The following is a 22,389-nucleotide window of genomic DNA, read 5'->3' as shown; positions in this document are numbered from 1 at the left end:
CGCAGATTTAGTGGTAATGGTTAATTGTCAGATACCATCCGATGATCTTATCGTGCATTTCTTCTGATTTTGAGAAGCAGATAGTCTTGCGGGCTAACCGTTTGAGATGGGTTCGCAAGTTCAGATTATGTCGCTCTATCCTCTGGGTGTATTTCTTGCTGATAACATGACTGGTTGAGGACAATAAAGTGCGGTATACCGGCCAGGCATCGGTCATGTAGAAGGCAATGCTAAACTGGCTCAGCAAAACCAGAAGACGCTTTAATGTCAAAGCATTTCGCGGGCCAAATACATGGGCGATAACGCGCTTTCGGATGCGGTCATAGGCATAAAACAGCCAGCGTTGATTGCCTTTACAGCGGACATATGACCACTGCTCATCGGCTTCACAGCAGATAACCACCTCTGCGCTAGGCTCTACGTTTTGCGCTACCTGGTGCGGCGTAAGTTTTTTAGATGACGCAGAACGGTATTGAGGCTTATCCGTAGAACCCGTGCTGTATCGCGGCATCCGGAGCCGTTCATCGCCATATCAACGATGGCCTGATGGGTTTCGGGTTTAGCTCCGTTGTAGCGATAGCTGAGCTGGAAGGTCTTCAGGCATTGGTTACAGCGATAGAGCTGCGCCCCTGAGCCGGAGTGGCCGTTTCGGATAACCCCATGAGTTTCAGAACAGCGAGGACAAACCACATCAATCTTTGCCATCAATCATCCAAAGGGTAAAGAGTACACCAACACTAAGTTTGCGTCACGACCAGTTTTTCGGTATTCAGGAAACGAAAAACCTGCTCGACGATTTGGAAAAGAAATACCCTGAATTATTAAAAGAGTGTTATCGCCACGCTACAGTACAAAAAATCACTGAAGTCTTTCAGCGGTTGCTGATGGAAAAAATCTCCATCCGTAATATGAAGCTGATTTTGGAAACTCTGGTGCAGTGGGTGCCCAAAGAAAAAGATAGCATGATGTTAGTAGAATATGTCCGCGGTGCGCTGGCCCGTTATATTTCCTCTCGTTTTGAAATAGACGGGCGTCTGAATGTCATGATGATCAATAACCAGTTTGAAGACATGATTCGCCAAGGGGTTCGTCAGGCGTCAGGCGGCGGATTCCTCAGCCTTTCTCCGGAGAAAACCGATGAGGTTATTCAGGCTTTTGCTCTGGCAATCGAAAATAGTTATCTCTCCATTCGCGATATGAATGTACTGGTGCCAGTAGATATACGCCGCTTTGTGAAAAAAATTCTTGAAAGCCGTTTTCCGGAACTGGAGGTACTCTCATTTAATGAGATCTCTGAGACTGTGAAAGTAAATGTAATTAAAACAGTGTAGGAAAAAAATATGAAATACCGCTTTGTTGATGTATTAAATAATTTTTTAGCGACAGAAGGGCGTCAGGATTTAATTAATCCACAGCTTGATTGTCATTCAACTATTCAATTGGAATTGAATGCTGCGCCACCTATTAACGTTGATCTGTTGACCGACGAAATTATCTTGTGGAGTAATATTTCTGAGTGCCAAATGGGGCATCTTGAAGCACTCGGTCATTCATTTTTAAGCGAGTTACTGGAATATACCCCGCGTAATTTTCAGGTAGGGCAGCCGTCATTGAATTTTGTCGATGATACTTTGGTGCTTTCTGCTGTTGTACGGGCGGAAGCGATGAATGACCCGATGTTATTTGCTGACAGCCTAAGCGAGTTTTATGAGCGCAGTCATCGAATAACCACATTATTAACTGCCTGATTTATGAATCTTTTTGAAAACTGTGCGCACCCATCGCGTATCCATGGTTGTTTAATTGAGGCCCCGCTTCGCGGGGTTTTCATTGGTGAAATCTGCCTAATTGAGCGGGATTTACGTCAGCCCGAAGTGATTGCCAAAGCCCAGGTGGTTGGCTTTAGGGAGGGGTTAACTATCTTGAGTTTGATTGGTCGGGCGCAGGGATTGACGCGTGAAGTCGTTATTCGCCCTACCGGTCAGCCTTTTATCTTTGAGATGGGGGAGCATCTGGCGGGAAAAATTTACAACTCCGCCGGAGAGGAAGTGGGCGTGCTCAGTAATGTAATGGTATCGCCAGAGCCACGATTAACCACTCGGTGTCGGGTTGATAGCCTGCCGGTCAGTGTTAATTTACGTCGCCCGGTTACCACTCCGCTGGTGACGGGGGTCAGAGCGATTGATGGCCTACTCACCTGTGGACAAGGGCAACGTATGGGGATTTTTGCGGCAGCGGGTAGCGGCAAAACTTCCCTGATGAGCATGATTATGAGTCATGCCGTGGCAGATATTTGTGTTATCGCATTAATTGGTGAGCGAGGCCGTGAGGTGACGGAATTCATCCACGAATTGCAAGCTTCACCACGTGCTGCGCAAACCATTCTGGTGTATGCCACGTCAGACAGCCCGGCGGTTGAGCGTTGTAATGCCGCTTTATTGGCAACGGCGATGGCGGAATATTTTCGTGATCAGGGCAAAGACGTGCTGCTGTTTGTCGATTCCATGACGCGTTATGCCCGTGCTTTGCGAGATGTGGCATTAGCGGCGGGGGAACTTCCGGCACGGCGCGGCTATCCGGCATCGGTGTTCGAACAACTCCCTCTGTTATTGGAGCGCCCCGGTGCATTACAGCATGGCTCTATTACCGCTTTTTATACCGTATTGCTGGAAAGTGAGGAGGAGTCTGATCCGATTGGCGATGAAATTCGCTCGATAATTGATGGCCACATCTACCTTAGCGCGCAACTCGCCGGGCGCGGTCACTACCCAGCGATTGATATCCTAAACAGCATCAGCCGTGTGTTCTCGAAGGTCACTGCACCGCAACACCGCCAGGACGCGGCGAAAACGCGCGATATGCTTGGGCGATTGGCGCAAATTCAGCTCTATCTTGATCTCGGAGAGTACCAGCGCGGTGAAAATACCGATAACGACCATGCGCTGGATAACAGAGATGCCATCGCGGGTTTTTTGCAGCAACAGATGGAAGAAGCCGGTGAGTTCTCTGTCACGCTCAATCAGCTCAATGAGCTGGCTGACTGATGATAAAGAATCTGCTGAACCTAACGGAACGGCGTCTGGAGCGAGTCAAACAGCAGCAGCAGATACTATGCCGTTCCTTACAGACGCTACAACAGCAGCAGCACGATATCCGCACGCGCATCCAAGTGCTGGAGGCTCAAAGCAGCCTGTATGACCAAAGTGCGGAGTTAACCCGTGAAGCTTTTTTTGAACGCCAACGTCATAAGGCCGCTTTATTGGCTGAAATTGCCCGTCAGCTATATGACTTAGAAAACATCCTAGCGGAACAGATAACACTCGAGAAGAAACAAAGGCAGGTCCAGCGCCAATTACGGGAAACCGATAACCGGTGTGAGAAATTCCGAACTTATCTGAAGCAGGAAAGTAACAGAAAGCGTTTAAATAGAGAGCTTCAACAGCAATGCGAAATTGAGGAATTATCCACATATGGTGGCGATAAAGCAGGTAGCCAGTAGCGCCCTTCCTGATATCCGAAAAGATGAAGCTGCCGCTCGACCTTGGCAAGCCATGTTACGTACTGATAGTGAGCAGACCGTGACATCTATCCAACAGGAAGCACAAAAAAAAATGGCGCAATTGCTGGCGAAAGCCAAACAGCGCAAAAAACAGGCAGAGGAGCAATTAGCCTCTTCGGCGTTTTCTCCGATGACACAGATGAACAGTACGCCGTTGAGTACGCGGTTGGCGTTACCGAATATCGCGCAGTTGCCGGACTCAAAGCCTATCCAGCAGCCGAATGCTTGGGGGCAGGGATTTGAGACTGTCGAGCAGCCGCAAATTTCGGAGAATAAGGAGAATAAGGAGAATAAAGGAGCCATTGGTGACAACGGCCAGCCAGCTTTACCCGCACGCGCCGCAGTGGATAGCGTGAGCCGTATAGTTGCGCCAGAAGGGCAGTCGCGGGTGAATATTATCCAGAGCGATAACAGTGAGCAGCCGCTTTCCCCGCCACATAATCTGGAGATGCAGACGGCACCGGCTTCTTCTGCAACTGATGGGCAGAAAGAGGGGCAGTTTTCCCCCGCCGCTGACCAGAATCCCCCTTCGGTGGTTGAAAGTATGCCGTTGGCCTCGTCTGAGTCTCGCAGTGAGTTGCCGCGATTGGATATCAAGGAAAATGCATTCGGCCCTGAGCAAACCTTGTTGCCGATTGCACCACAAACGGCCGTGCAGAGCCCCACAGTGACTCAGTCTGAAGGGGTGAAATCAGCACCTTCGACATTCCCGTCTGCGGCACCGGAGTCTGCTGCAACAGAGGTTAAGTCGGCCGCCGAGCATCGCACCTTGAGTTACACCTTTACTCAGTGGAAAAACAGCCCGGTGGTCACCCTCAAACTGTCGCGGGCCGGCGAGCTTACAGCTATGACCAATAGTGTGGAAGTTCAGCATGCTCTGCAAGATAAACACCATTGGTTGGCATCGGAGAATTCACTGCAATTTCGTGATGAACAGCATGATGAAGCGCGGCGTGAACAGCAACATCCAGACCAAGAGGATGAAACATCATGATGCTCAATATCCGCCGGCTCAGCGCGCGCCAGGTTGAGGTTGGGCGCTGGCAGCGGCGCTATCAGCCAAGCAGAAACGCCATCACACCGCAAGCGGGGGAGCGTTACTTCCGATTGGGTTTGAGTAGCACGACAGAAAAAATTTCGGCGCTGGTGCCGGTGGAAAGTTGGTGCCGTTTCTGCTGGCCTCAACTGAGTAGTTGTGCTTGGCAGGAGCTTGATAATCAAAGTATTGCGGGAATTTTTACACAAGAAAATGACAATCGCACTTTTTTCGCCGAGACATTTAGTGTGGAAAGCCTTGATGTTGTTGATGGTGAAACCGTCAGCCAGCCGTGGCTGACTGTGGAGGAACCGCAGCTTGGGACGGTGTTAATAGCCTCGCCTTTCAGCTTGCTGGAGGCTTCTCTCGCTAAGTCATTGTTACACAAAAGTATTACTCAGCAAGTTGACTGGGTGCTGGGACACAGCCACATCAGCGCCCGGTTATTACAGTCACTGGCGTTACGCGATGTGCTCTGTATTCAGCAGTTGCAATTGTATTTAACCGTAATGGGCCGCCCAGTGGCGCGCTTTCAAAAACAGCAAGAGGGTGTGTTCGTGGTAGAAGAGAATATTGATGATATGCAGGCAACACCAGACACAGTAACCACGCTGGATGAAGTGCTACCCGAAAACGTAGTGAGCCGTTTCGATACGGCTAAATTGACTGTGAAATTGACCTTTGTACTGGGCCACAGCGACATTCCGTTTGAAGAGTTGAGCCAGATCCAGCCGGGGGCGGTATACACACTCGGTGCGGATAAAGACCGTGAAGTGAAAGTTTACGCCAATAAGCAATTGGTGGCTGAAGGGGAACTGATTTATATCGGCGATGGCGAAGAACTGGGTCTGGAGGTCACAAGGTTGGCATGCCAGGGTAGCTTGGGGGAATAACATTATGCCACCGATACCGGGGGATATCCCCTTACTGGCGATTGTCGCATTTTCTACCTTACTGCCTTTTATCATCGCGGCGGGAACGTGTTATCTGAAAATATCGATTGTACTCATCATGGTACGTAATGCGATGGGGGTACAACAGGTTCCCTCTAGCCTAGCACTCAATGGGATTGCATTACTGTTATCAATGTTTGTGATGATGCCGGTGATCCAAGATGTGCATCACTATATGAGCGCCGAAAAGATTGATTTTAGCAATGTCGAATCAGTGGATAATTTTGTTGAAGGTGGGCTTGGTAGCTACAAAGCATATCTAAAGAAATACTCTGATCCGGAATTGCTCAACTTTTTTGAATCGTTGCAACAGGGACGCAGTGAAGATGAAGCCATGGCGGAAGCGGATACTCGCGAACCAACGCTATTTTCTCTGCTGCCAGCTTATGCACTGAGCGAAATTAAATCAGCGTTTGAAATTGGGTTTTACATCTATCTGCCCTTTGTGGTGATAGACCTGATTATCTCCAGCATTCTGCTCGCACTGGGAATGATGATGATGAGCCCGGTCACTATTTCTGTTCCGGTAAAACTGATTTTGTTCGTGGCAATCGACGGTTGGTCGCTGATTTCCAAGGGGTTGATTATGCAATATATGGAGCTTGCGCAGCATTAGCAAGGTAACTCACTTATGGACGAAATTATTTACGCCAGTAATAAAGCCATGCTGCTTATTGTGGTGCTCTCGGCAATCCCGGTGATGGTGGCAACCGCTGTTGGTCTGCTAGTTGGCTTGGTGCAGACCGTCACACAGCTTCAGGAGCAAACACTGCCTTTTGGTATCAAATTGCTCGCGGTGTTTGGGTCACTGTTTATGATCTCGGGTTGGTTATCTGACAAGATAATGAATTTTGCTACAGAAGTGCTGACTATCGCGTTATCACCAGCAGGATTGGGATGATGAATCAGGAGATGCTGGCTTTTTACGTGTCGCTCTATTCTACATTTCAGACGGAACTGATGAAGCTGGCATTGGCTTGGGTACGGATTGCGCCATTGTTCTTTTTTTTGCCTTTTCTCAGTAGCAAATTGCTGAATAGCGGCATAATCAAAAATTGTGTTGCCCTTTTTTTGGCGCTGGGTTTGTGGCCTTTACTTTCTGCTCGTGAAATTAATTGGGAAGAGATAAATCTCAGTGAAATTATCCTTTATGAATTGGCTGTCGGTTTGGTGCTGGCTTTCATCCTAAGTTTACCCTTTCTGATTGCCAATATTATTGGTGAACTGATAGATAACCAGCGCGGCGCCACCATCAGTGACACTATTGACCCTGCCAATGGCGTAGAGTCTTCAGAAATGTCGGTGTTAGTGAGCCATATTGTGGTGATGATCTTTCTTGCCCAAGGGGGAATGTATCAATTAGCGCAGGCCCTTGCTGAGAGTTACCGTTTGTTGCCCTTTGCGGCCGGATTTTCCCATTTTGATAGTCTGCCATTAGGGCGTTGGCTTAATCAGTTAGTGCAACAGAGCATAATACTTGCCGCGCCGATACTGGTGACATTGTTTATTACTGAGGTCGCGCTGGGGTTATATTCGCGTTTTTGCCCGCAGCTTAATGCCTTTTCTTTATCATTAACGATTAAATCTATTGTTGCATTTATGGTCTTCCTGCTCTATTTCCAGAATGAGATCCCCTCTATTCTGACGAATATGATCTCTTTGAGTCCGCTGCACGATATTTTTGGTGTTAAGCCGCAATAATCACGAAGAGATATCATGGCGGAAAAAACAGAAAAACCCACAGACAAAAAAATTCGTGATTCGGCGAAGAAAGGGCAAAGTTTTAAAAGTAAGGATATGGTCGCTGCCGTGGTGCTGGTTGCTGGGGTATTTGCTATTTCCGGTTTCTCCAGCTTGTTTGGATTAGGCAGTTTACTGCAAAAGATTTTGCTTTCACCCTCTTCAATCGGTGTCGAGGCATTGCTAGACAAATTGTACAGCTTATTTTTGCAGGCGGTTGTCCCGGTGCTACTGGCCTGTTTTTTACCGGGGGCCATTATTTCATTACTACAAAGCCGTTTTCGTTTAGCGACAGAAGCAGTAAAAATTGACTTCTCTCACCTAAACCCGATTTCCGGTTTTAAAAAAATATTTTCTCTGCGTTCATTAAAAGAGTTGGTAAAGGCGTTTCTGTATTTGTTGGTGTTTGGGATGTCCGCAATATTGTTCTTTATTCTTTGGCGGCAGGAGATATTTATGCTCTACCGCACCACAATTAATGGGGTGATTGGTCAGTGGGCACATTTGTGTATTACTTTTATCATCGTATTCTTAGCCGTGGCATTACTTATTTTATTAATTGATACTTTGACTGAGTTTTTCCTATTTATGAAAGACTTAAAAATGGAAAAACAAGAAGTAAAAAAAGAGCATAAAGATAATGATGGCGATCCACATATTAAAAGCACCCGTCGAGGCTTACATCAGGAGTTATTGTCAGAGGAGGTGAAATCGAATGTTCGTGACTCAACCTTTGTCATGGCCAACCCAACACATATTGCTATGGCTATCTATTTTAATACTGATATAGCGCCACTGCCATTTATTATGATGAAAACTCGGGGATCACAAGCAAAAGCAGTTATTGCCTATGCAGAGCAACAAGGTGTACCAGTTGTAAGGGATATTCCTTTAGCTCGACAGTTATGGCGAAATTATCGCAAAGACAGTTTTATTGATGAACAGGGGTTGGATGATGTTATGCAAATCATTAACTGGCTGATCCGTGTTGAACTGGAAAATATGGGCATTGATGTTGATGCCGCGCTTAAGCAGCTTGAGGCAAAAAATATTGCCAACGAGCTTATACAGTAAGAAAGTGGCGCTAATTAACGCCATTAACTTGAATCGTTTTTTATAAGAGTTACCCATTTTAATTGTCTATGATGCAAACATCAGCGTTGCATCATATTCCTCATATGATTAATTAGGAGAATATATGAATCAGAAAAGTGATGCAGCACAAAATCAAAGTGAAGATATGGATGTTGTTTTTGATGAACTTTGCCAGGCATTAATGGAAGGCGCCAGTTATAAAGATATTCATGGCATTCCACAAAGCACCATGGATGGGCTTTATGCTTATGCTTATGAGTTTTATCAGCAAGGTAAATTGGATGAGGCCGAAACGTTTTTCCGTTTCCTCAGTATTTATGATTTTTATAATACTGATTACGTTATGGGATTAGCGGCGGTTTATCAATTGACCAAACGTTATGAAAAATCTGCGGAACTTTATTCTTTAGCTTTTATCTTGGCAAAGAATGACTACCGCCCATTATTTCATGCCGGACAATGTAATTTGATGATGAAAAAAAGTAGTGCTGCGTTGCATTGTTTTGAAAGTACTTTCAATAGCAGTAATGATCCAGAGCTGAAACAAAAATCCTCTGTTTATTTAACTGCATTAAAGAAAAACCTGACAGAAAATGAACCAGCAGAAGAATAATTCTGATTGAATAAGGTAAATATATTCTATGGTAGATATAACGCAGGCCAGTAGTGACCGTATTAATAATATTCGTACATTTACTCAGGGTGCGAATATTAATCTGATACGTGATGAAAGCACCAAAAGTCTCTTGGCTCTGGAGGATGCTTGTCGGGAGCTGGCTTCAACGGAACAGGAGCGACGTCATCGCCACGAGGGTGCGCCGCAACTGATGAAGCCAAAGATGACTTTGGCACAGGCCGCCTCTGGGGCTTCAGCTTATAAGCAACCGGTAGAAGAAAATGTCAGCGCCAGAAAGTATGCGCGTGCAGCCTCAAATAGCACGAGCAAGGCCTCTGGCTTTAACGCAACAGCATCGCTGATTGGCTCAATGGCGACACTGCGTCAGCTATTACATGATGGCAACCTGAGTGAACTGCGCGGCCGTCTGCAAATGATTAATACTGAATCCGCGGCTCTGCGTGCTCAGGGAGAGAAACTGTTATCGGCGTTGGAAAAGAGCACCGGTGAGCTAGAGAATGCACACAATAAGGCTAAGGAGTGCAATCAGGTTTTCCAGCAAAGTAAAGAGGAAGTGAAAAATCTGGTGCAACAGCAGCAAGGTGTTAAGGGGCAACTTGTTGATGCTGAAAAGAACCTTACACAGGTACAGCAAAATCTGAGCCAGGCGACGTCAGATCTCAAGGCACTGCCTACGCCGGTACAGACTCCTGAAGAGCAAAAGCAGCATCAGCTACTGACGGATAAAATCAGCACGCTAACCGGCCAGCAACATGCACTACAGGTCAGTGGTCAGCAACTGGCCAATAGCCTCACCGCGTTAGAGGGCCAGCTGGTGGCGGCTCAATCTAACACCGCACAGCTTAAAAATAACTATGAGCTAGCGCTGAATCAGTCGACCAAAATAGCGCAACAGGCTGATAATAATCGTAAAGAAATCAATAATTTTATCGAAAGCTCTGTTCGCTCGCCACAAATAGAGGGTGAGCGCTGGGAGAATTCGTTGGCCATACTGACACTGCTCACCGCGCAACTGAAAAAAGCGTTGAATGATGATTCCATTAAAAATATGCGCCAGCAGCAGGAGGTGATGGAAACCATCAATGAAGCCTCTCGTAAAGATTCAGAGAAAAAAGCCAAAGAAGCTGAAGAGGCCCAGCGAAAAGCTGATGAGGCGAATAAAGCGGCCTCCTGTGCCAGTAAAATCTTTGGTTACATTATGTTAGCGGTGTCAGTTGTGGCAACCATCGCCTCCTTAGGTACTGCGGGACCACTGATGATAGCTGTCGCGGCAATCGGTATTGCTATGACCGTGGCCGATATTGTGCTGGAAGAGACCGGCGGCAGCAGTTTGATGCAGATGCTGGCGACGGAAATCTCATCAGCTATTACCGATATGCTGATTCAGTTCGGCGTACCGGAAGAGAAGGCCAAAGAGATCGGCAATATCATGGGCATGGTGCTGGCGGCCGTCGCATTCCTCGCAATTTCGCTCTTTTCTATCTCCTCATTTGCCAAAAATGCCGGTCAGGTGGTGGCGAAAGTGGCGAAAAATGCCAGTAAACATGTAGCTAACTTGATGAAAAGTGCTGTGAAAGCGTTGCCTCGCGAGTTCGTCAACAGTATGGGCAAGGTGGGGAGTAAGGCCACTAATCTGAGTAAGCCGCTGGCCAAAATTGCCGACAAAGCAGACGATGCAGCACAAGCCGCTGATAAGGTCAGCAACGCGGGCAAAATGGCTAATGTAACCGCCCGTAAAGTCGAAATGGGGCTGAATGGCCTCAATATGGCGCTAGGGGTGACCAATACCGTCGTCAGTGGTGGGCTGAATTTACATGCCAGTAGCTTGATTCGCGATATGAAAGAGATGCTGGCGCATATGATGCTGAACAATGCTGTTATCCAGGCCATCGACGAATTATTAAAAGTATTAATTAAGAGCATGTCTAAAAGCTATGACCAGATCAATGAGATGTTTGAGGGCATGATCACGGCGTTGAATGAATCTGGCAATGCAAAAGCCAACATGATGAAAAGCAGCTTTGTTTAATTTCAGGGGAAAATATTTATGAGCACTATCCAACAAACTCCAACTTTTTCTGGCATCAAGATTAATCCCAATCTTGCGCCATTGCCAGCTCCTTCGGAGGCTGCGCAAAATGCTACCGGCAAACTGGGCCTGCACGATATTAAGTCGGCAGCCATGACCGATGTCGCCAATGGTGCTGGCAAACCGCAGTTGACGGCTCCTCAGACCGCTATGAATCATGACTTGATGTTGACGCAGCTTGATGGCTTGGCAGCACCGGACAATATCGAAAGTCTGGATGATTTACGCGTTGCATTATTAACTACGCCAGAGGGATTCAAACAAGCATTGACCACAGTGATGCAACGGGAAGACGCAATAACCGAAAAGAGTGCCGGTAATCGCGCTTTGCTCGATGCACTGGTGGCGGATGATACGGAGCAGCGCAATTTAGCGTCTGCCGCTCAAATGTTGCTGGGCAGCTCTTTGTTGAAAGAGATGAATACGGCGCGGACAGGGCTGGAAGAGGGGGATAAGAAAGTTGAATCCACGGATGCAGCCAAGCAGCGGGAATTTGTGGGTATTCAAACCAGTGACATGATGCGCTTTTTGCTCAGCATGTTGCGCCAAGTTATGGCGGATCTCAATATCTCCGAGCGCCGCATTAATAATATGTTTTCCGCGTTAAGTGCTGAAATGACTCAGAAAGCGGCAGAGTCAACCATCCGCGAAGGGCAGCAAATCTACCATAGTGCGGTTATCGGGTTTGCCACCTCAATGGCGATTACGGGCGTCGGCACCGGGTTGCAAGCTGGTGGCCTATTTAAGCAAAATCAGGCAGTTAAACATCATTTGAAACCCGCCAATCAGCACGGTATTGATGCCAAAAAGCTGTCACTCAATATGCATCAAACAGAAGCGACCGGAAAGAGCACCATTACCCGTATTGGCGCGGATGGCAAACCCATGCAGCAAGCCACCACGCCAAGCCCGGCGCAAGCGGCGCAATTTAAGCAACAGCAGCAACAACGGGTTAATGAAGCACAGAACCAGGCGGATCTTCACACACAGAAATACGAACAGCAGACCAACAAATACCGCACTTTCGGTAGCGTTACTGATCAAATGACGCGTATGTCTGATAACGCCGGTCAATTGGTGAGTGCGTCTAATACCTCGACAGTCAAAGAGGCTGAAGCGGATAAAATGATACAGAACACCGCAGCAGATGTGGCGCGCGGAATTGCCAGTGATAAAGAGAAGCAGATTGAGAAGAGTATAGAAGCGATGAAAGATATCCGTGGCCATATCAGCGCCATGCGTGATAGCACCGTTCGAACTAACCAAAGCTTGGTGAAGGGTTAAATAGGAGTCGATATGTTAATCTCTATTTCAGTACCTCAACAGGCAGTGGAGCTGATGCATAGCACAAAGATGCCCATGACAGCCAGTGGCGCAGGCAATACACAGGCGATGTCGTTACAGGGAATGGAGTTATCTACCCTGCCGCAATCTCAGGACGATATTTATGCTACTGCGCGACAAGTGTTGGCCAGTAATAGCCACTTGCTCTCTTCCCCAGAGCCTGAGTCATATTCGCAGGGGGATTTTGATCCCGATGAGCTTCTGGCGGCGGGACGCCAGTTAAATCGTAGCTTACAGCAAAGTAGTGATGCTTACGGCGCAGCAGCAGGTAGAGTGAAGCGGGCCGTTGCAGGTAAGGAGGGAACACCACCTCATATTGGGGCACTGGAAGACTTTATTACCTCAATACATGAGGACTATCAGAAGAATTACGCCAAAATTAACGAGGCTGCCGCTGAGTTTATGAAGGATGTTAATACCGGGCTTGGAAAAATAAGTGATTTCATCAGCGCAGGTAAAGATGGCAAGATACACTTTAAGCCCAAAGGATTTATGGAGAAATTGAGTGAAACATTTGAGAAATATACAAGTTTCAAAGTGAGTGATGTTAATGATTATTACAACTGGTCTCCTGATGATAATTCAACAAAAGCGATTTGTACCTTTAAGGGAGATAATGCTGCACTCAGTTTCTGGCAAAATAAACTAGGAGATGGTTATATTGTTAAACGATTACCGTCAGATGGAAAAATCCAAATTTTTCCTAATTTGTCCGCTATCAGAAATGTATATCTCAGCATAGCAAAGAGTGATTCTCGCTGGGGCGGGAGTGATATGCAGTCACAATCTTTCCAGAGCCTACAAACCGCTATCGATAGCCAGAAAAGCTCGGTTAATAGTAGCGTTTCTCAGTTATTAGAACGATTTCGTCAGGATAATAGCACTTTTGAAACCATGATTCAGTTGCTGACAAAAATGACGGAAGATTTACATCGTTATAATGCTGGCTACATTCAATAAATAAATAGTGGCAGGTTTATGGCCTGCTATTATTTCAAGCTGTGTATTGCTTGATAATTATTACGCGAGAATCTTAATATATTAAAAATAGCAATAAGAATAAAGCATCGCTTTTTTGAAGGGGCGCACGGTGCAATAAAGTTCTTAATACTATTTAAATAAGGTAGTAAGTTATGAATATGTCAGTCACAAGAAGTAATGTTGCTCTTAGTCCCAGCGCCCGAGTTGTTTCTTCTGGCCGCTCTTCTTCTAATAGCCAGAACTCTGCCGCGAATAACATTTGCCGAATCTCGTCTGGTGATCAACAACCCTATCCACTTTCTGCTACAAAAAGGCTAAATAATAATATTATTAGCTTCAACCAGAGTTCTGCTAATGGCCGATCATTGGGGGATGTAAACAGGGACAGTCAAGCGGCTAGCATCTTAAGTTGTCTGACAGGTCATAATCCTGACGCTCAGGATTTGAATAAATTTATCCAAGGGATGGATCAGTGTGATTGCAACAGTCTGCACGGCTCAGAAATAGCGCTCGGAGCCAAAAGCGCATTGGCGCTATATAGTCAGTTACCTGATGAGATTAAAAAGGATGTAAAACTGACGTGGCACGTACGGAATTTCTATCATGCGATGGTTAAGTTGGCCGAAGCACCGGGCTCCGAGAGTAAGGATTCTGCGCGTAAAGCAGTGCGGTTTCTTACATCTGCTCTTTTTAAAAAAATGGAGTCATGCAATGACACCAAGAAACAGGAGCTTTTAGATAATTTTTGTTCAGAGTACCGTAAGCAATATGTCTATCCGGATATTATTACCAAGCTGCAAGGGATAATATCGGAAGATTCTCTGCAAGAATTACGCGACAATCCTGCGGCGGTAGAAGAGTATCTTTATCCTGAGCAAAATCACTTAAACAATGGGATAATTGATGATCTGAAAAAACAATTGGCTAGTTCCAACAATAAGGGCGATAAGAACTATAAAGTTGTACAAATGGATTCATTGATCAAGGCGTTGGAAGCGCAAACGCAATTCATAGCTGATATGATTCCGCAATCTAACACTGTGAACAGTCAAGTATCACCGCCTTATGTGCATGCGCCGCGGGTCGGCTTTCCCCCGCATCTACCCGAACCTGCACCCGACTATGGCACGCGGCAGTCAGTTAGCGCTAATGCTGCAAGTCCTAACATTGATGTTGGGATTAGTTCAGAGAACACGCCAAGCCCGACAATTGTAATCCATATCAATAATGTCATAAACACTGGGGATAACAAGTCACCACCAGGGCCGGTGGCCCCAGATGGCAGCGTACCAAGCACCCCAAATTATATTACGACAGCGACTCTTTATGTGCCTGGCACTGATGCAGTTATTGAGCCACAGGATAATAAGCCACAGAGTATACCTGCTACAGAAGAACAGCTTGAAACGGCTGATTTAGCGAACCCGAGATTCAATGAGGTCGATGATTCAGCATTGCGATCTCCGGCATTGGTGCGGCGAGCTATGCTTGATATTCAAAGAGTTACACAGTATAAACGCGGGCGGAGTAAACATCAGGTGAGCCAGAAAGAGGATTCACCCGCACGCCATCTTAGCCCTCAAGGTAATGCATTTATGGGATTGACGGGGGCGGCATCGAAAGCACCAGCACTGCAGAAATATAGCGAAGTTCCACCGGTGACACTGACTCGGGGGGGGCAGACTAGCAACCTCAGCGGGTTACAGACTTACAGACAAAGTGATTCATATCAGTTGACTGCGAAAAATACTTCGTCACCTGAGCTTGAAAAGGATGGCGCGGAAAATATTCAGGAGCAGGCCGTAGTGAGCATCACGCAGCCAAAACGCCCGCCTTCGCTTAATGCTCAAGGGACTCAATTTGTTGGCTTGAGAGGAAATGCCTCCGGGTTTGCCCCGCTGCAGAAATACAGCGATACTTCGGTAACATTGACTCGAGGTGGGCAAGTTCGCGATTTAAATCGTAAAATAGACTACAAAATGAGTGACTTACATCAGGTTCGCAGTCAGAGTAGCCCAGCTGATAAGCCGCTCACTAACCCGCTAGAGACAAAATGATGAGCCAGACAAGCTCCCAAGAATGTTGGCTTAAATCAGAGTTAGCTCAGATCCGCGCTTATGCAGGGGCAGCGCAAAGCTTAGATTTACAATCGCGCTTGATTCTCGATTTGCATCTTGATTCTTTGGAGATGCTGGAACTGGTATCAGCGGTGGAGAATCACACACAGCAGCCACTGGAGGATAAAATCTGGATGGAATGGTATCGGGTGCAAGATGTTCTGGATTATTTAACAAAAGGTTAGCGGAATAAATTCAGTCAGATACTCTTTAGGGGGATTTTATTGAAATGGCCACGGAAGGCTGTAATGACTCAGTAAGACTGAATACTTTAGTGACATAATCGAGAATATGGTCAGCAACCACAATTTTCTTTGCTCCGCAGTTCAGTATCTCCGCACAATAATCTGATGCTCCGCAATAAGAGAAATCTTGGCGGATTACTCTAACAGACCCCCTTTTAACGCAAATGGAGCTTACTTGCATACATTTGCTACGCGCATCTTTTTTATAGTGCAGTACACCATATTATTGTTTATCTCTCAGTTATTTTACCTTATTAGCGGGTAGTTTATCTGCGGTAGTAATAGATAAGCCTTCTTTTATCCTATCGGTTTGTAAAATACGTTGAGCACACATCATATTTCTGTAGAAAATATTTGTAGGCATATTCCTACATTAATGGTCATAAAGATTCAGTTTAATTTCCATAATGTTTATTAACTCCTTTTATCGCAAAGGGTTATTTTTCTTATTGAGAAATATCTTATACATCAGTGTGATGTTGCATTTTTTATGAAACACGAAATGTTACATTTAGTTACATTTAACTAATTGGTGTTATATAATTAATGTTTCTACACTGCGCGCACCGGTATTTAATTGATATGCTAATGCGTGTGAAAAATACCTGTTTGATAATGTTTCATGCCATCCGATGAATGAATAGAGATATCTACGAAGCATTTTTACTTTAATACATACTGAACTCGTCAGCGGGCGGTGAATATTAATGTAGATTACTTATATTTATTCTCTCCGTGGTGGATTTCTTAAATTTCCTTCCGTTAATAAGGAAAGTCGATGTCCTCTTCAAGCTTTCAAAATGAAATACCAAAAGCACGCATTAACATTAAGTTAGATCTGCATACTGGCGGTGCTCAGAAGAAAATGGAGCTGCCTTTGAAGTTGCTGGTGATGGGGGATTACAGTAACGGCCAGGAACAGCGCCCACTGTCTGAGCGTGAGAAACTCAATATCAACAAAAACAATTTTAACAGTGTTCTGGCTGAGTTCCAGCCGAGCCTAAAACTCGCCGTACCTGATACGCTGGCTGGTGATAACACTGATACGGCCGTGTCCCTCACTTTCCGCGACATGAAAGATTTCGAACCTGAAAGTGTTGCCCGTCAAATTCCACAACTGCGTGCCCTGCTGGCAATGCGTAACCTGCTGCGTGACCTCAAGTCCAATTTGCTGGACAACGCCACCTTCCGTCGTGAGCTGGAAAATATCCTCAAAGACGACGCGCTGAGTGCTGAGTTGCGTGCTGAACTGGCGGCATTGGCCCCCAAAGATTGTTAATCGCCGGATTGGCTGCTTGTAAATCGAAAGAAGAAAAGGAACATGCTGATGTCTGTACAGGAAAACACTGCGCAGGGTAGTGCGACGACCGTATTAGAGAAAAATAGTGCTGTAGCTCAAGGGGTTTATGCCTCTTTGTTTGAAAAAATCAACCTGAATCCAGTCTCCTCACTGGCCGGTATTGATGCTTTCCAAAACAGTGATGCCTTGGCTGATGCAACCACTGACGAGCGCGTCACTGCGGCTGTTAGTGTCTTTCTAGACCTACTGAAGCAGTCGTCAAAAAAAGTGGAAAAGCTGGATAAAACATTGCTGGATGGCCATATTGCCGCACTGGATGACCAAATCAGCCGTCAGTTGGATGCGGTGATGCACCACGCCGATTTCCAGCGTGTGGAATCTACCTGGCGTGGTGTGAAATCCCTTATTGATCAAACTGATTTCCGTCAAAACGTGCGCATTGAACTGCTGGATATTAGTAAAGACCATCTGGTGCAGGATTTTGAAGACGCCCCAGAAATTGTACAAAGCGGCCTCTACACCCAGACTTATATTCAGGAATACGACACCCCCGGCGGCGAGCCTATTGCCGCAGCCATCTCCAACTACGAGTTCGACCGTAGCCCGCAGGATATCGCGCTGCTGCGCAATATTTCCAAGGTTGCGGCGGCGGCCCATATGCCGTTTATCGGTTCCGTTGGCCCAGAATTCTTTGGCAAAGAGAACATGGAAGAAGTGGCTGCCATCAAAGATATCGGCAACTACTTTGACCGCGCAGAATACATTAAGTGGAAAGCTTTCCGCGACTCGGATGATTCCCGCTATATTGGCCTGACTATGCCGCGTGTATTAGGTCGTTTGCCATATGGCCCTGATACGGTGCCGGTACGCAGTTTTAACTATGTTGAAGAAGTGAAAGGCCCGGATCACGAGCGCTACTTGTGGACCAATGCCGCGTTTGCTTTTGCTGCCAATATGGTGAAAAGCTTTATCAAAAATGGCTGGTGTGTGCAGATTCGTGGCCCACAAGCCGGTGGCGCGGTGACTAACTTGCCTATCCACCTGTATGATTTGGGTACCGGTAATCAGGTCAAAATCCCGTCAGAAGTGATGATCCCAGAAACGCGTGAGTTTGAGTTCGCTAATTTGGGCTTTATCCCGCTGTCTTACTATAAAAACCGTGATTACTCCTGCTTCTTCTCCGCTAACTCGGCTCAGAAACCTGCGCTGTATGACACTGCAGATGCCACTGCTAACAGCCGTATTAATGCCCGTTTGCCGTATATTTTCCTACTGTCACGCATTGCCCATTACCTGAAGCTAATCCAACGCGAAAATATCGGCACCACCAAAGACCGCCGTCTGTTGGAGTTGGAGCTGAATAACTGGATCCGCACACTGGTGACCGAAATGACTGATCCGGGTGATGATTTACAGGCTTCTCATCCACTGCGCGATGCAAAAGTGACAGTCGAAGATATCGAAGACAACCCCGGTTTCTTCCGCGTCAAACTGTATGCCGTGCCGCACTTCCAGGTGGAAGGTATGGATGTGAATCTGTCGCTAGTTTCGCAGATGCCAAAGGCTAAAGCATAAACGGAGATACGATGAAAATTTATCGTCCGTTATGGAACGAGGGGGCGTTGCTGTCCCCTCAGCAGTTCCAGCAACAGTCTGAATGGGAAACGTTTAGAAGTGCCGGCGTGTCAGCATTGGCCTCTCCGTTCCCATGGGGGGCGGAAAAGATAGAGTTTGACGACAGCTTGCTTGCGTCTGGGCTGATGCAAATCCGGCATCTTCGGCTCTGGCTGCCTGATGGCACTCTGGTTGATACGCTAAACAGTGATTTATCCCCGGCAGCCCGTGAGCTGAATTCTGAACAACTCGTTGGTCAAGAATCGGTGACCGTTGTTGTTGCGCTGCCGTTGATGCAAACGGGGATGTCTAATGTACAACAGGAGACATCGGCTGCTGAGCGTCCGCTACGTTACCGTGAAGGGTGGGTTACCGTCCCTGATATCTTTGGCCCTGAAGAAGAATCTATGGCCGTGGCGCATTTTAATCTGTCCGTCCGCTATCAACATGAAAATAATGAGTCGTGGAAGACTTGTGCGGTGACTCGTTTAGTTCGTGATGGGCAGGGTGGATGGCGTCAGGATCCTACATTCACTCCTCCAATGGCGCTTTTCTCAGCCAGCCCCGCGCTACATGAACGGCTAGTCTTGCTGAATCGCCAGTTACGCTCACGCCGCCAGCATCTGATGTCGATGCGTCGCGAGAGTAACGAGCGCCTAGCGGATTTCGCCGTGGCGGATGTTTCTCTCTTTTGGCTGCTTAATGCCCTTAATTCTCATGCCCGTGTTCTGACTGAATATGAACGTTTTCCCGCTCGGCATCCTGAGCAGGTGTGGGCTGAATTAGCTCGTTTAGCCGGGAGTATGCTGACCTTCTCCCTCGACAGCGACCTTGACGCGATACCTGGGTATGATCATGCCGAGCCAGGAAATACCTTCCCGCCGTTGTTTGATCTCATCACGAACCTATTAGAAGCCAGCTTGCCATCTAGGGTAATCGCTCTGGAAATGTCACGCCCTGATGAGCAAACATGGAAAGCATCCTTACACGATGCTCGTCTACGTGAAGACGCTGATTTTTATCTGTCTGTCCGTTCTGATATTCCCGCATGGCAAATTGCTGATCGATTCCCCGCGCTGTGTAAAGCCGGTTCCCCAGATGAAGTCAATGAGATCTACAGTGCGGCACTTAACGGCATTCCACTGATTGCTGTTAGTCGAGTCCCTGCTGCATTGCCCGTACGTCTGGAAAATCAGTATTTTGCTCTCGACATGGAAAGTGTGGCGGCTCGAGACATGCTCGATCAAGGGGTGTGCATGTTCTATATCCCGTCTCTTCTCGGCGCTCTGGAACTTGAATTATTTGCGGTGTTGCGTTCATGAGACAAGAAATCGATATTGACCAACTAATGACAGAAACTTGGCTAACAGTCACTTTGCTGCGCCATGGTGCAGCCACACTTGATGGTGATGCGCTTTATCAAAATTGTCTAAAGCAGGTTGAGAATGTTCGTGACGCGCTAAAAAAAGCGGGATACGACGACGCCAGTATTGAGCATATCTCTTATGCACAGTGTGCGCTGCTTGATGAGACCGTGATGAGCCGTAAATCAGTGGGTGCAGATGACAGTGGGGCTGTCAGTGCCGATGAGGGTCAGCGTGTTTGGCGAACAGCACCGCTTCAGGCCCGTTTTTTTGGTTCGCTACATGCCGGGGAGGCTATCTGGGATCGCATTGCTGAAGTACTACGTCAGCCTGCGCCTATCGCGGCGGTATTAACGTGCTATCACCGGGTACTTTCTCTCGGTTTTCAGGGGCTGTACAGCGTGAAAACGGTGAGCCAGACCCAGAGAGATGAGACATTGAAAGCCTTGAGCGAACGCGTTTCACCACCGGATATCGGTTTATCCCTGATAGTTCACAAAACCGGCCGTCGCCGCTATAGCTTGCTCCGCTCGGTTTGGTTTTGGGTCATCTTCGCGGTCGTGCTAACGGCGGGCGTCTGGTGGGGAGGGCATCACTGGTTGCAAACATTGTTGTCTGCTCAGATGCCGGAGTTGCGCCACTAATGCGTAAAACAGCCATCGTCTCTAGGGAGTTTCACGTACTCATCGGTGCCACTGTGTTGTTATGGCTGATGTGGAACTTCTTCCCGATTGCAACTTGGTTAAAGGGATTGATCACGTTGGTGATCATTGTGACTGCGGGTGTCTTCGTGTGGCGTCGTCATCTTAGCGCAACCACCGGCCTTGCTGCTCCAGATTTACCCCTCATTGAAAATCAGAATCCCATCGTACTGGTATGTGGTGATGGGATGGATGAACTTTTCCGCGAGTTACCGTTAAGGAAGACTGGTCAAGGTTGCTGGCTGCGCGTCGGCGATGTTGGCGCACTCACAAGTATTGTCCGTGACATTCAAGCAGAGCAGCCTAACCAGCTAGGGCAGCTTGCCATTATGTATACCTGCTTACCGGGGAAGCATCAAGATGAGGCCGTTTTGCGGGCTTCGCTTAAGACACTGCGCCAACAGGTTAAACATATAAAATCGATGACAGGTTTGCAATTACCTGTGGTTCTGAACTGCCAGTTTTCAGGATCTGAAACACCATGGAATATTGTGCACGGCAGCGACACTGTTGTATGCCCAACTGATGAAGCCCCCGTTTCCCTGCAAGAATGGCAACTCACACCTGCCAGCTTGACAACTTTTCCAATCCTCAGTCAGGCATTCACCTTCATCCGTGAAATCCTACTGGATGAGTTGGCGAAAACTGACCGTCTTTATCCGCCGGTATATCCTTTTGCCGTTGCACTGAGAACCGGTTATCCAAACGGAGAAAATAGTTCACTTTGGGCTCACTGGCTTTATCGCCGAACCTGCCTCTATCTCCCTAAAAATCAGATGAACTCGGTAACATCAGCGCGTTTCCCTGATGCGCTGCTGCCCCTGTTATCGCCTTATGCTTTGCCGATACAAGGCGGGCGATCCTCTCGTCGTCTGGTGCACTTTCTTATGTTCTGTGCACTGGCGGCAGTCGGGTTCTCTATTGCTAATAATCGGAGCCTGATCCAACACGTTGGGGCAGATTTGCAACGTTGGCGAGCCATTCCCATGGAGCATTATGTCGCTAAATCACAAGCACTTGGCGTTCTTCAACAAGATGCCTTGTTGCTTGAACGTTGGCAACGGCAAGGCGAACCGCTGCGATACAGTTTGGGCTTATATCCTGGGCCGCGTTTGTGGTTAGCCGTTCAACAGGCCATTGATAGCTACATTCCCCCGCCGCCGGCGCTAACCGCTATGGCAGAGCAAGCGCCGAAGACCGTTCGCCTTGATAGCCTATCACTGTTTGATGTGGGTAAATTTCAGCTCAAGTCTGGCAGTACAAAAATGCTGGTCGATGCGCTGTTCAATATTAGAGCCAAACCCGGTTGGCTGATTATGGTCGCCGGGCATACCGACATCACCGGTGATGTGCAGGCCAACCAAATTCTGTCCCTCAAACGTGCTGAAGCGCTCCGCGACTGGATGCTATCAACCAGCGACGTTTCGCCGACCTGTTTCGCCGTACAGGGCTACGGGGCGACGCGCCCCATCGCGACTAACGATACGCCGGAAGGCCGTGCAGCCAACCGTCGGGTCGAAATCAGTTTGGTGCCGCAGGCCGATGCCTGCCAGGAACCAGAAACAGTAAACCGGTCGCAGGAACAAGCGGCCTCACTCAGTAAGTAACAAGGAG

22 protein-coding genes are annotated in these 22,389 nt (G+C 47.4%); 21 read left to right on the top strand and 1 reads right to left on the bottom strand.

The window, feature by feature from the left end; translation table 11 throughout:
* Positions 1-7: 7 nt before the first annotated feature.
* Positions 8-705, bottom strand: a protein-coding gene (locus D5F51_RS18575; RefSeq protein ID WP_100273935.1) for an IS1 family transposase whose coding sequence is annotated in 2 segments (ribosomal slippage) — positions 8-447 and positions 447-705 — 699 coding nt in all. Because the reading frame shifts where the segments join, the coding sequence is not laid out codon by codon here.
* A gap of 38 nt (positions 706-743) precedes the next feature.
* Between D5F51_RS18575 and D5F51_RS18570 the strand changes: the two genes are divergently transcribed.
* From D5F51_RS18570 to D5F51_RS18470, 21 genes are all read left to right on the top strand, one after another.
* A complete protein-coding gene (locus D5F51_RS18570) occupies positions 744-1,331 on the top strand; it encodes an FHIPEP family type III secretion protein (protein WP_245994830.1) in 588 nt (195 codons plus the stop codon).
* Positions 1,332-1,340: 9 nt separating this feature from the next.
* The gene (locus D5F51_RS18565; RefSeq protein WP_129198384.1) at positions 1,341-1,748 is read left to right on the top strand and encodes an InvB/SpaK family type III secretion system chaperone; all 408 of its coding nucleotides are present in this window, start codon (positions 1,341-1,343) and stop codon (positions 1,746-1,748) included.
* A 3-nt stretch (positions 1,749-1,751) separates the two neighbouring features.
* Positions 1,752-3,044 carry a type III secretion system ATPase SctN gene (gene sctN, locus D5F51_RS18560; protein ID WP_129198382.1) on the top strand — a complete coding sequence of 431 codons (1,293 nt, stop codon included), beginning with the start codon at positions 1,752-1,754 and terminating at the stop codon, positions 3,042-3,044.
* On the top strand, positions 3,044-3,499 hold the full coding sequence (locus D5F51_RS18555; protein WP_129198381.1) for a hypothetical protein: 456 nt from the start codon (positions 3,044-3,046) through the stop codon (positions 3,497-3,499). The genes sctN and D5F51_RS18555 overlap by 1 nt, the downstream gene beginning before the upstream one ends.
* Positions 3,471-4,553, top strand: a complete 1,083-nt coding sequence (locus tag D5F51_RS18550; RefSeq protein WP_129198379.1) for a SpaN/EivJ family type III secretion system needle length determinant — start codon at positions 3,471-3,473, stop codon at positions 4,551-4,553. The genes D5F51_RS18555 and D5F51_RS18550 overlap by 29 nt, the downstream gene beginning before the upstream one ends.
* The gene (locus D5F51_RS18545) at positions 4,550-5,488 is read left to right on the top strand and encodes a FliM/FliN family flagellar motor switch protein (RefSeq protein ID WP_129198377.1); all 939 of its coding nucleotides are present in this window, start codon (positions 4,550-4,552) and stop codon (positions 5,486-5,488) included. Before D5F51_RS18550 ends, D5F51_RS18545 begins: the two co-directional genes overlap by 4 nt.
* A 13-nt stretch (positions 5,489-5,501) precedes the next feature.
* Positions 5,502-6,164, top strand: a complete 663-nt coding sequence (locus D5F51_RS18540) for an EscR/YscR/HrcR family type III secretion system export apparatus protein (protein ID WP_186368197.1) — start codon at positions 5,502-5,504, stop codon at positions 6,162-6,164.
* Between the two features lie 15 nt (positions 6,165-6,179).
* On the top strand, positions 6,180-6,449 hold the full coding sequence (sctS, locus tag D5F51_RS18535) for a type III secretion system export apparatus subunit SctS (protein ID WP_129198375.1): 270 nt from the start codon (positions 6,180-6,182) through the stop codon (positions 6,447-6,449).
* Positions 6,449-7,249: a type III secretion system export apparatus subunit SctT gene (gene sctT, locus D5F51_RS18530; protein WP_129199473.1), complete on the top strand. Its 801-nt coding sequence runs from the start codon at positions 6,449-6,451 to the stop codon at positions 7,247-7,249. Before sctS ends, sctT begins: the two co-directional genes overlap by 1 nt.
* Positions 7,250-7,264: 15 nt before the next feature.
* Positions 7,265-8,362 carry an EscU/YscU/HrcU family type III secretion system export apparatus switch protein gene (locus D5F51_RS18525; protein WP_129198373.1) on the top strand — a complete coding sequence of 366 codons (1,098 nt, stop codon included), beginning with the start codon at positions 7,265-7,267 and terminating at the stop codon, positions 8,360-8,362.
* Positions 8,363-8,486: 124 nt separating this feature from the next.
* Entirely contained in the window at positions 8,487-8,996 is a 510-nt protein-coding gene (gene sicA / locus D5F51_RS18520; protein ID WP_129198372.1) for a type III secretion system translocator chaperone SicA, read from the top strand.
* Between the two features lie 28 nt (positions 8,997-9,024).
* The gene (gene sctE / locus D5F51_RS18515; RefSeq protein ID WP_129198370.1) at positions 9,025-11,049 is read left to right on the top strand and encodes a type III secretion system translocon subunit SseC family protein; all 2,025 of its coding nucleotides are present in this window, start codon (positions 9,025-9,027) and stop codon (positions 11,047-11,049) included.
* Between the two features lie 18 nt (positions 11,050-11,067).
* On the top strand, positions 11,068-12,393 hold the full coding sequence (locus D5F51_RS18510) for an IpaC/SipC family type III secretion system effector (protein WP_129198368.1): 1,326 nt from the start codon (positions 11,068-11,070) through the stop codon (positions 12,391-12,393).
* A 12-nt stretch (positions 12,394-12,405) separates the two neighbouring features.
* On the top strand, positions 12,406-13,413 hold the full coding sequence (locus tag D5F51_RS22640) for an IpaD/SipD/SspD family type III secretion system needle tip protein (RefSeq protein ID WP_186368196.1): 1,008 nt from the start codon (positions 12,406-12,408) through the stop codon (positions 13,411-13,413).
* Between the two features lie 173 nt (positions 13,414-13,586).
* The gene (locus D5F51_RS18500; RefSeq protein WP_129198366.1) at positions 13,587-15,491 is read left to right on the top strand and encodes a hypothetical protein; all 1,905 of its coding nucleotides are present in this window, start codon (positions 13,587-13,589) and stop codon (positions 15,489-15,491) included.
* Positions 15,488-15,736 (top strand): acyl carrier protein, encoded by a 249-nt coding sequence (locus tag D5F51_RS18495; protein WP_245994829.1) that lies wholly within the window; start codon positions 15,488-15,490, stop codon positions 15,734-15,736. The genes D5F51_RS18500 and D5F51_RS18495 overlap by 4 nt, the downstream gene beginning before the upstream one ends.
* Before the next feature lie 838 nt (positions 15,737-16,574).
* On the top strand, positions 16,575-17,075 hold the full coding sequence (gene tssB / locus D5F51_RS18490; protein WP_129198364.1) for a type VI secretion system contractile sheath small subunit: 501 nt from the start codon (positions 16,575-16,577) through the stop codon (positions 17,073-17,075).
* 42 nt (positions 17,076-17,117) lie between these two features.
* Positions 17,118-18,671 (top strand): type VI secretion system contractile sheath large subunit, encoded by a 1,554-nt coding sequence (gene tssC, locus D5F51_RS18485; RefSeq protein WP_129198362.1) that lies wholly within the window; start codon positions 17,118-17,120, stop codon positions 18,669-18,671.
* An 11-nt stretch (positions 18,672-18,682) separates the two neighbouring features.
* Entirely contained in the window at positions 18,683-20,032 is a 1,350-nt protein-coding gene (gene tssK, locus D5F51_RS18480; RefSeq protein ID WP_129198360.1) for a type VI secretion system baseplate subunit TssK, read from the top strand.
* A complete protein-coding gene (gene tssL / locus D5F51_RS18475; protein WP_129198358.1) occupies positions 20,029-20,718 on the top strand; it encodes a type VI secretion system protein TssL, short form in 690 nt (229 codons plus the stop codon). Before tssK ends, tssL begins: the two co-directional genes overlap by 4 nt.
* Entirely contained in the window at positions 20,718-22,382 is a 1,665-nt protein-coding gene (locus D5F51_RS18470; protein WP_129198356.1) for an OmpA family protein, read from the top strand. Before tssL ends, D5F51_RS18470 begins: the two co-directional genes overlap by 1 nt.
* The last annotated feature ends 7 nt before the right edge of the window (positions 22,383-22,389 follow it).

It is taken from the genome of Yersinia hibernica, from assembly GCF_004124235.1.
In the GTDB taxonomy this organism is placed as follows: Bacteria; Pseudomonadota; Gammaproteobacteria; order Enterobacterales; family Enterobacteriaceae; genus Yersinia; species Yersinia hibernica.
This window is presented reverse-complemented; position numbering and strand designations above follow the sequence as displayed.